General features: G+C 39.2%; 9 protein-coding genes. All 9 read left to right on the forward strand.

Annotated features, from left to right (window positions below):
- The first annotated feature begins 1 nt into the window (after position 1).
- The 9 genes from DEU39_RS09950 to DEU39_RS09990 all read left to right on the forward strand — a co-directional run bounded on the left by DEU39_RS09950 (position 2) and on the right by DEU39_RS09990 (position 10,116).
- Complete coding sequence (locus tag DEU39_RS09950) at positions 2-1,285, forward strand: condensation domain-containing protein (protein ID WP_120231825.1); 1,284 nt, start codon at positions 2-4, stop codon at positions 1,283-1,285.
- Positions 1,282-2,535, forward strand: a complete 1,254-nt coding sequence (locus DEU39_RS09955; RefSeq protein ID WP_120231826.1) for a phthiocerol/phthiodiolone dimycocerosyl transferase family protein — start codon at positions 1,282-1,284, stop codon at positions 2,533-2,535. Before DEU39_RS09950 ends, DEU39_RS09955 begins: the two co-directional genes overlap by 4 nt.
- Entirely contained in the window at positions 2,532-3,080 is a 549-nt protein-coding gene (locus DEU39_RS09960) for a hypothetical protein (RefSeq protein WP_120231827.1), read from the forward strand. Before DEU39_RS09955 ends, DEU39_RS09960 begins: the two co-directional genes overlap by 4 nt.
- A gap of 208 nt (positions 3,081-3,288) precedes the next feature.
- Positions 3,289-4,119: a helix-turn-helix domain-containing protein gene (locus DEU39_RS09965; protein ID WP_120231828.1), complete on the forward strand. Its 831-nt coding sequence runs from the start codon at positions 3,289-3,291 to the stop codon at positions 4,117-4,119.
- Positions 4,120-4,165: 46 nt separating this feature from the next.
- Positions 4,166-4,582 (forward strand): hypothetical protein, encoded by a 417-nt coding sequence (locus tag DEU39_RS09970; protein ID WP_147367582.1) that lies wholly within the window; start codon positions 4,166-4,168, stop codon positions 4,580-4,582.
- 314 nt (positions 4,583-4,896) lie between these two features.
- Positions 4,897-5,418 carry a hypothetical protein gene (locus tag DEU39_RS09975; RefSeq protein WP_114819220.1) on the forward strand — a complete coding sequence of 174 codons (522 nt, stop codon included), beginning with the start codon at positions 4,897-4,899 and terminating at the stop codon, positions 5,416-5,418.
- Between the two features lie 75 nt (positions 5,419-5,493).
- Positions 5,494-6,297, forward strand: coding sequence for a molecular chaperone (locus DEU39_RS09980; RefSeq protein ID WP_120231830.1), 804 nt, complete (start codon positions 5,494-5,496; stop codon positions 6,295-6,297).
- The gene (locus DEU39_RS09985; RefSeq protein ID WP_120231831.1) at positions 6,290-7,318 is read left to right on the forward strand and encodes a hypothetical protein; all 1,029 of its coding nucleotides are present in this window, start codon (positions 6,290-6,292) and stop codon (positions 7,316-7,318) included. The genes DEU39_RS09980 and DEU39_RS09985 overlap by 8 nt, the downstream gene beginning before the upstream one ends.
- 41 nt (positions 7,319-7,359) lie before the next feature.
- Entirely contained in the window at positions 7,360-10,116 is a 2,757-nt protein-coding gene (locus DEU39_RS09990) for a hypothetical protein (RefSeq protein WP_147367583.1), read from the forward strand.
- Positions 10,117-10,293 lie beyond the last annotated feature (177 nt).

The raw sequence follows: 10,293 nt of genomic DNA on the forward strand, positions 1-10,293 counted from the left end.
TATGAATCAACCTATTAAAAGAAGATTGCTATTTGGAGAACGTATGTTATTGGGAGACGGCTCAGAACCCTTTAACGCAGTTATTCCGTTCAGACTGAGAGGTACCTTTACTTTAAAAGATATCCAGCAGGCTCTGGCACGAATCCAAAATAAACACCCATGGCTGAGAGCATTGATCAGCCATGATGAAAAAAATATTCCATGGTTTAATGTTCCTGAAAAACCTGTTTCTATTCCTGTAAGAATCATCACCAGACAAAGTGAAGATCAATGGCAGGAGGAATCCAGGAAAGAATGGAACACCATTTTTAATTACGAAAAATTTCCCCTGATCCGGTTTATCTGGATCAAAGGGGAAGACGTTTCTGACATGCTGTTTGCGTTCCACCATTGTCTTTGCGATGGTGGTTCCGCAATGGCCTTTTTAAAAGAATTTCTTATCGTTCTGGACAATCCGTCTGCCGATATCGGGATAGAAAATCCCATAATGGGAATTCAGGATGTGGTTCCTTCCCCTATTCTGAACAGCAGAAGACAGAAACTGAAAGCCAGATTTATCGGAAGACTGGCTGCTACTGCCATCAAATGGCTTCCGGTAAACAAAAAACCTGTTGAAAGACAGAATGACTACCTGATCCATGGAAAACTGGATGAAGAAACAAGTCAGCAAGTGATCACTTATTGCAAATCGCAGGAAGTTACTGTCAATACATTTTTGAGTGTTGCATTGTTACATTCATTTAAAAAAGTAAGAGGTAAAAAATCTTTCAATAAAGTTTCCTGCCCGGTAGACATCCGACGTTTTGCCAAACAGATTAAAGCAGATCATATCTTCGCTTTCGGGCTGATGATTGTGATTTCCTTGGATGAAAAGCTAAGCTTCACAGAGAATCTCCGTGCCATGCAGAAATCTGTAGAACAAAAAGCCTCAAAACTGGATCCTTATATCACCATGATGGTGATGGAGTCCGGACATGATGCACTGAAAAGTTTCACAAGGCTTTTAAAGAACGGAAAATCTTCCAACGACTGTATGTTTTCTAATCTGGGACCACTTCAGATTCCTCATGAGTATAAAGAGTTTACAGTAGAGACCATCTTCAGTCCGTCAGTCATTGGTCCGCTCGGAAATACCACAACTCTGGTGGTTTCTACTTACCGTGGAAGGATGGATTTTTCAATCATGGGAAGCGAAGGTTATATACCTCATACTGAAGTAGTAGCCATCCGTGATGAAGTTATCAGAACAATTCAATCACAAATAAAACAGACTGCAGTATCATGATCAAAAGACCTTTAATGATGGTGGAAAGGATCATGTATGTAGATCCGGAAACACCTTTAAATTGTATTTATACAGCAAGAATCAAGGGAGAAATTCCTGAAGAAAATTTTAAAACGGCTTTAATAAGAATCCAACAGAAGCATCCTATTCTGAGAACCAATATTGATCATAACAAAGGGCGCTACCCTTTTTTTATGGGACAAAGAGATATTGAACCTATTCCCCTTCGTATTGTGGAGCGTAAAACAGACGAAGATTGGTTTAAAGAATCTGAAAAAGGATGGTTTAAACTTTTTGAAACTCCCAAAAAACCACTGGCCGAAGTAGTATGGGTAAAAGGACAGGGTACTTCCGAAATCCTTTGGATTATGCCTCACTGTATATCTGATGGAACCACCGGGGTCACTTTACTACGTGAACTTCTTAGCTTACTGGACAATCCTTATGGTCCGTTAATTCCTTATGTTGCTTTTGAATCTGTTGATGACTTCCTGCCTTCGGATTTTAACATCGGAATAAAAAAATATAAGGCCGGTCTTTACCTTCTGTTTGCTAAAATATTCTTTTCCATACAGAAGAAAAGTAAAAAGAGAAATCAGGGAAAAAACTACGCCATTCATTGGAAAATGACTCCAAAGGACACCAAAATGATCACTGAAAAATGTAAAGCCAACGGAATTTCCGTGCATGCTTTACTTTGTTCTTCGGTGATGCAGGCGTTTCGTGATGTTCAGGGAGACCGCGCCAAAGGTAAGGTAATCAGTCCTGTAGATGTACGTCATTTTATCCCGGAAATTAAAGATGATCATTTGTTTGCTTTTGCCCCAACGGTAGAACTTTCCTTAAAAAAAGGCAGCCAGGATGTTCTGAGTAATGCCAAAGAGATCAAAAAGGATCTTATTGAGAAAATCAACAAGCTGGAAGCCCGTGAACTCCTTTGGATGGGTGAACATATGCATCCTGTTGTGGAACGGATGATCAACATGCTGAAGTCCAGCGAAGGCGGGCATGATATAACCTTATCCAATATGGGAAAGATCAATATCCCGAATGATTATAAAAATTTCAATCTGGAAACAGTTTTTAGTCCTACCGTGGCTTTCCCATGGCTGAATTCTAATACGTTAGTCACCAGTACATACAACCAACAGATGGACTTCACTTTCATGTCCAATGAAAATTTTCTTCCCAAAGAGGAAGCTCATCTGATAAAAGATAAAGCCATTGAGCTTTTGACCACCTCTCTATGAAATTTAAAATAAAGCCTCCGAAGCCCAAACCAATAAAGAAAACCACCCTCAAACGCTTTCTCATTAAGCGTACAATTTACTATGTCCTTCCGAATGTATTTTTTAATTTCATTATTGCCTATGCCAGTTTCAAAGAATTAGGCTACACGCATTTTTTCTCAGGAACCCAAAATCTGGCCCGTCTTACCCTGCCGATGGCCATCTTCCTTCCGGTAGTTCTCACCATTGATATCATCAAAAGAGTAACGGATGCCGCCAGCCAGGAGGCGATAGAGTTTACGGTAGATGAACAGCTGAATATTAAAAAACTCATGACCAGGCTTAGCATCGTACACGGTCTGATTACAGGACTATTAGTTTTATCTCTCCTATTCATAGGACAATATAATTTCTCAAAAGATTATAAACTGGACGCCACAGCAATGGCAGTCGTGGTGGGAACATTGGCAGGAATTCTGTCAGTGATTTTTGTATATCTGCCGGTTTGGAGGTTGAGAAGATGGATGTGCAAAGTGAAATCAGTACCAGCAGAGGTAAATTCATGATTTTTAAACAAAAGCAGCTATAACACTGTATATCATTTTATTAAAATCAAAAAAAAGATAACAATGCCCGGATGATCATAAGGTCACCGGGTATTTTTAAGCAAAGACTTACTTAATTTTTTTCTTTAAAACCAGATATTTGGTAAATTTTTTATATTTATATGAAAAATTTACAAGAATTCTTCTTGGACAGAATGACTAACAATGTATGTACAAAATAACGGATCAGTTAAAGAATATAGGATTCAGTATCAATCGTTTAGATTACCTTATCAATAGAAATAACAACAAAAGAGAATTCAATACCCTGGAATATTTTTGTATCTATATCATTCTGGAAGATATCCAGTTAACGATAGACAATGTTCCCTACCCGCTAAAAGGGGGAAATATTGCCTTTGTTGGCCCCCAAAAGAAAATCGTTTTTGGGGAGACCAAAAGATCAGATGTGTATTCCATTGCTTTTTCATCCAGTTTTTATGAAAGATCAACCAAAGACAGCCTTTTTATCAATTCACAGCTTTTTTATAATTATAATTCTGAAATATTTATTGCTCCTTTCTTCAATGCAGAACAGATGAGGGTAATATTCCTGGAACGTATGGAAAGTTTCAGAAAAAAGGATGAAAGCCTGTATATATCTGCTGCCCACAATGCCATAGAAAGGCTAATGCTGGATGCCCTTTTACATATTCCCACCGAAGAAATCAAAAAGGACATCAAATTTGACTATATGTACTATGTCAACCGCTTCAAAATTCTGCTGCAAAGAGATTACAAAAAGGCAAAGAAAGTGGCTTACTATGCGGAAGAACTTAATATCTCTTCAAGGAAACTTACCGAGATGACAGAGTATGTACTGGGCAAAACAGCCAAGCATATCATCATTGAAAAACTCATTATTGAATGCAAAAAAGCGCTGAATTTTTCAAATTCCACCATCTCTGAAATATCTTATGATCTGGGTTTCAGCAATGAAGGAAATTTCACCAATTTTATTAAAAAACATACCGGAAAAAATCCCTCAGAAATGAAATAATTTGTATATTTACATAAGTAACCTTTTGGGGAAAAATACAGGTTATATGCTTGCAAAGTACATTATATTCATTTTGTTCTATTTTGCTATTACAAAATCATTTGCCCAGGCAGCAGACGGTTTAAGGCTTAATGTAAGGCTTTATCCGGTACAGATGCTTGCTATAGGCTCAGGATTTTCGGACGATGGAAACGAAGCTTCCTTCCGGGAGGTTCAGTCTGTAACCATCTCAAGTCCGACAGGGTTTCAGCTGAATGCAAAATATAATGAATATCGCAGTACAATCGGTAATTCCGAAAGCAACAGAGAAAAGTTTGAAGAATATCCTCTTATCAACCATTCTAAAGGAGTGGTTCAGGAGCAATATCCTATCCAACATGAGATTGAAAATGCTATGGAAAATTTAAGCGTTAACAGAAGTGACGATGAAAATTTTTTAATATTAACTCTAATTTCTCAGTAAAAAATAAAGCAAGGCCTGAAAAAATAACTATGCACTGAATAACAATCTTGCAATTTATTCATTCCCTATATATTAAGTAAAATTAATGTTTAAGATTAATAAAGCATTCTTTTTACTTTATGGTGATTTTATCAGCATTTAAATGATACTTTTTATGTAATTATTCATAAAAAGTACTGGTCAGTGCGCGCCTATTTCTTCGTAAAAATTCACAAATAATAAGTATTTTTTCACAAAGATCCTGATGTTCTTTGTATTTACCTTTGCATCCGCAATTTTAAAAACAATTAATACAAAAAAACGTCTTTAACCTTATGAAAAATTTTATCTTAGCATCTTTTGCTATCCTTGGATTCTCAACATTACAGGCACAAAATGTAACGCTGAATGTCAGACTTAAGCCTATCCAGACGCTTGTTGTTAACAACGCTCAAAAAGTCGTTAATTTAGACTACATCACTAAAGATGACTATGCCAACGGTGTATCTTCTGTAAACGCAGATCACTTAAGCATTTACAGCACAGGAGGATTCCAGGTAAAAGTAAGAGGCGGTAACGATGTATTAGAGTATGGAGGTAAAAACATCCAGGCTAACACCATCCAGATTAAAGCAAGCGCAGGTTCTGACGCTGTAAACGGTGCTCAATATGCTCAGAATGTACAATTATCAACTAACGAAGCTACTTTGGTAACTTCTTCTACAGGAGGGGTAGACAAAAAAATTAACATTGAATACAAAGGAGCCGGAGATAATAAGTACCTGAACAATTATATTGCCGGACAAGATCCTACAGTATACACTACTGAACTTACGTATACCATTATTTCTCAATAATAGACATCATTTTGTAATGATAAAGTGTTGTACCTACCACAGCACTTTATCAACACTTAAAAACTAATCTCCGTCATGAGCAGACTCTCTCTTCTCCTTTTCAGTCTTCTTTTCCTATCATCTTTTCACGGATATGCACAAACAGGGGTTTCGGTTTCACCGCCAAGACTGTACTTTGAGTCAGGAAACGGAAACAGCAATACCCAGACAATAACGGTAACGAATGTAAGTGCCAAAAATTCTCTGGATCTGGCTGTAAGTTTAGGAGACTGGGAATATGACGGCAAAGGTGAGAATGTAACGTATCCCGCCAATACCCTTCCCACTTCCTGCGCAAGTTGGGTTTCGGTCAAAAAAGAGGAGAATTACTTCACGCTGGCTCCCGGAGAAAAAAAAGATATTGAGGTTACTATTACCGTTCCTAATACACTTTCCAATCAACTGTCTACCCATACGGCTGTTTTGTATGTAAGCCAGATGAATCCGGTAGATGATGTGGATCATAAAGGCGCCAACATCAAGGTAAGCATCCGTTCAGGAATCAAATTATTCCACAAGCTGCCTGCCGCCAAAACGAAAAAACTTGAAATCCAGAATCTGGTATACGGAAAAACAACCAATACAGTCAACCTCTTTTTTGAAAATCAGGGCGATATATGGGGCGACGGAAAAATTTACACTGACTTTGTGAATACCCAAACCGGAAAAAAAGTATCACTGGATCCGGTTATCTTTTATTCCATGCCCGGAAACAAAAGAGAGATGAATATCCCTCTTCCGGCAAGCCTTGAAAAAGGAAAGTACACCGCTTCTGTAATGATTGATTATGGAGACAACAACAATCTGGAATTGGGAGAATTAAGTTTCAGCTATGAATAGTCAAAAACTCTTCTGTTTCTTTCTGTTGATTTCCCTGAACTGCTTCTCACAGATCAATTACAACTCCTGGGTGAACAGTTACCTGCAGATTAATTCCTACAGCGGAAATACCAATCCGGATGCATACACCTTTACCCTGGCTGGTAACGGCGCATTTAATATCCCTTACTGGAAAATATCCATGAAGCTGAAGCAGCCTATCACTTCTACGGACGGAAATTATACGATGCCTGCTAACAAAATATCATTTCAACCGGTTTCCACTTCAGGACAGGCTTATCCGGGACCTGTGCCCACCATTCCTCAGATCGGAATGCCATTAAATACTTTTCTTCAGGCCAACCAGGAAGTCTTTTTAATTCCACAGTCCAATGCAGCGTTGTACAATCAGCCCCCACAGCCCAACGGTTATTATAACCTGCAGGTAAAATACAGCCTGACCGTTATGGGAGGATCTTATCTGGGAAGCTATCCTTCCTGGACCCGATTTAATGTTCCGGTTCAGTTTACAGCGTATGACCAGTACAACAATATTATCGGCAGGGCTGATCATAATTTCCAGATTCACATCGGAACACTCAGCGGAACTCCGACCGATGTACCCGAAATGTCGCTTCAATTTTCCGCAAAAGCAGTCAACGGATCACTGGAATTCAAAAGTATGCCGGATTATATCAACGGAGTAAGTGTCACCTATTCCAATGGACTGATTGTAAAAAGCAATACCAATTACCAGATCAAATTACGTTCTCTTCAGGGGCAGTTCAGCTCTCCAGCCGGAAACTACATTGCTTTAGGAACCGTAAAAATGAATCTCATCCCCGTTTCTGGAAACAATGGGAATGTATATCCTATCCTGCTGAGTGCTTCTCCCCAGCTTATTGCGACTGGAGGCTCCACCGGAAATTCAAGCTTATATTACGATATCCGATATTCCACCAAAGCCAATGATGAAAGACTGATTAATGCCAAATCGGAAGAATATTCCACCACTCTTCAATACGAGATTATCCCCCAATAACCATGCTTCAAGACCTGTTCAAAAAAATCTTTTTCATTTTTTTGATTTCGTTTCAGATATGGATTCCGGCGCAAAGCAGTTCCGGGATAAGTCTTGATATCCGTAATGAATCCAGAACAGATAAAACAGGCATTCTGGATCTGATCATTGTCCTTGACAATCAAAGCACAAATGATTTCAAAGGAAAAATAAACATTACCATTCCTCAAGGTTTCAGAAATATTTCGGGCAACAGTCTTCAGGTCGAAATGAAATCCGGTGAACATCTTTTCATTCCGGTAAAAATTGTAGTCAGTAATAATGCCGTTTCGGGTGAATCCCGTATGGCTTTCCGTCTTTCGGACCAGCAGAATAAAACAATGGCGGAAAAAGAAATACCTTACACCGTTACTGAAAACAATGCCATGCGCATCACGGCAGAAACTCCTCTGATTTATGTGAATAAGGCTACCGATTCGGTAGAAGTAAGGGCAAGGGTTTCCAATCTTGGAAACAGAAAGCAGCATGTAACGGTTGTCTTTAAAATTCCAGAAGCTGAGCAGGGAAATGCTTTTATAGAGAAAACAGGAAGTATTGGCGTGCAGAAAGATTCAGTCTTTGTGTTCCGTTTTCTGCCTTCCAGAATCAGATCCCGAAGCACTCAGATTTCCGTTAATATTGCAGGTTTCAGAGAGCCGGACAGAGAAATATTCGGCAATACCAGTGTTTCCGTCCAGAATGTTTCTTCGGTGCAGCGTTATGAGGATATGGAATCCACCGCTTTTTCCAACTTTACCAGGAATACCATCACGGCAAGTTACAGGCATGCCGGAGAAAACCTGGACATGTATCAATTGGTAGGTTCCGGAGGTTTCAACCTTCCTTCAGGATATATTTTCATCCGGGGGAATATCTATACCATGAAGAACCAGAGCGATCCCATTGTCAACAATACCTATCTGACCTATCACAGGAAAAACAGTGAATTCACCATCGGAAACATCAATAAATTACTGGAACTTTCCCTATTCGGAAGAGGGCTCGAATATGCCTACACTTCTCCGGATAAAGACAAAAAAATTGAAGCAGGTTTTGTAGACCAGACCTACAGCCTGATCGAAAGAAATTCTTTTCTGAAATATGGTTATGGATTTTACACCAGAGGAACCCTTGGGGCTCAAAACGCTTCCCGTAATATCTCCGGAACGTATATTTTCAGGGATGATCCTTACGAAAAAGCCACACATCATGTAGCGGGAACAGATCTTCAGTATGCTTTCGGCAAAGACTGGAGAACCAACACCAAGGTGTATGGCGGACTGAGTTTCTACGAAAATAACCAGCCCTCCAAGCCTTCTTTAGCTTTGGAATCACAATATTCCGGAATGATCAAAAAGGTCAATCTGAACGGAAATTATTTCTACAGCACAGATTATTATCCCGGAAACAGAAGGGGAATTTTGCAGATTCAGCAGAATTTCTCTACCATGATTTTCAAAGACCATAATGTGTATGCCAACATTACGGCTTCCCATTTTTCACCCAAGTTCTACTTTTACGACAACACCCTGAATTCGAGTAATCTAAGACTGGATACAGGAATCAACTTCCCTAAAAAAGGAAATTTCGGGATGGGACTTGGCTATCAGTACCAGGAAGAAAACTCCAATTCTTATAATAATTTCTTCAATGCCCAGCCTTACGAGAACACAAAACAGCTGAAAGCACAGCGTTTTACGGAATACCTTACCTGGCTAAGCCCTGATAAACAACACTCCTCCATCTTGAGCATGGAAACAGGCTTGGTTCAATATCCGGATAACGACAAACAGCAGTTTCAGATGAAAGCAAGCGGAACTTACAGCTACAAATGGCTTACCGTGAACGGGATCTATCAGCATGGAAGTTATTTCCTTTCCGAATATGCTTTTTCAAAAATGATGAATCAGAGCACTCCTTACAAAAAGCTTTCCCTTTCTGCTTTTGTCAATAAAAACTTCTTCAATCGTCAACTGAATGTCACCTCAGGGGTTTCTTATACGGATGATGTTCTGTACGGAAAATCGCCTTCCGGCTTTATGAACCTGAAGTATTCAAGGGAAAAGTACGCCCTGTACCTGAACTCTTCCTACTTCAGCTATACTGCAGGAAGCTTCACCAATAATCTGTTGACCGTGGAAGCCGGTGTGACCGTCAACCTTAGAAACAGCACCCTTGATCCGGGTAAAAAGGGTGATATCAAAGCATTTGTCTATTATGACCTGAACGAAAACAATATCTATGATGAGGGCGACAAAGAAGCGGCAGGCTATCTCATTATGCTCAACAATATTTCATTTAAAACCGACCCGTCAGGTTCTATCAGCTATCGTTCTATCCCTTACGGAAAGTATGCCCTGAAACAGGTGATCCAGCAAGGCTGGTATTACGATGAAACCGAATTTACGGTAGACAAACACCAATACTCTTTTGAGATCCCTCTTCATCAAAACGGAACGACCCAGGGAAAAATAACCTATGATTTTGACACCAAAACAGCAGTAGATTTCACGCCCAAAGTCGGTGGTGTTCTCTTCAATATTTACCGCAATGAACAGTTAGTACATCATATCATCACCGATGACAATGGTGAATTTGCCTCCTTCCTACCTTCCGGAAATTACAGGATTGAACTGAACAAAAACTCCCTGCCGTCCAATACCTATTGCGAACGCTCTACTGATACCTTCAAAGTGGAAGCCGGGAAAATAGTACAATTGGAGCCTTTTGTGATTAAGGTAAGGGAAAAGGTGATTAGGGTGAAGAAGTTTGGAAATTAAATTATGACATCTCAGCATTTCCTCTGCATTAGTAATGACTTTATCTCTCATTATATTTATACTGAGATTGAAGATACCAATATGAATAACCCTGACATTTTTATTTATTAATCAAATATTTTATCAATACATAAAGGTTTCCCGTTTGTTTTGTACCACATTTTTGTCTAAATTAAT

It is taken from the genome of Chryseobacterium sp. AG363, from assembly GCF_003610675.1.
Taxonomy (GTDB): domain Bacteria; phylum Bacteroidota; class Bacteroidia; order Flavobacteriales; family Weeksellaceae; genus Chryseobacterium; species Chryseobacterium cucumeris.

What these genes read in the sequence shown, in the direction of transcription:
- DEU39_RS09950 (WP_120231825.1), top strand. Translation starts at nt 2, where the DNA reads ATGAATCAACCTATTAAAAGAAGATTGCTATTTGGAGAACGTATGTTA.
- DEU39_RS09955 (WP_120231826.1), top strand. Translation starts at nt 1,282, where the DNA reads ATGATCAAAAGACCTTTAATGATGGTGGAAAGGATCATGTATGTAGAT.
- DEU39_RS09960 (WP_120231827.1), top strand. Translation starts at nt 2,532, where the DNA reads ATGAAATTTAAAATAAAGCCTCCGAAGCCCAAACCAATAAAGAAAACC.
- DEU39_RS09965 (WP_120231828.1), top strand. Translation starts at nt 3,289, where the DNA reads ATGTACAAAATAACGGATCAGTTAAAGAATATAGGATTCAGTATCAAT.
- DEU39_RS09970 (WP_147367582.1), top strand. Translation starts at nt 4,166, where the DNA reads ATGCTTGCAAAGTACATTATATTCATTTTGTTCTATTTTGCTATTACA.
- DEU39_RS09975 (WP_114819220.1), top strand. Translation starts at nt 4,897, where the DNA reads ATGAAAAATTTTATCTTAGCATCTTTTGCTATCCTTGGATTCTCAACA.
- DEU39_RS09980 (WP_120231830.1), top strand. Translation starts at nt 5,494, where the DNA reads ATGAGCAGACTCTCTCTTCTCCTTTTCAGTCTTCTTTTCCTATCATCT.
- DEU39_RS09985 (WP_120231831.1), top strand. Translation starts at nt 6,290, where the DNA reads ATGAATAGTCAAAAACTCTTCTGTTTCTTTCTGTTGATTTCCCTGAAC.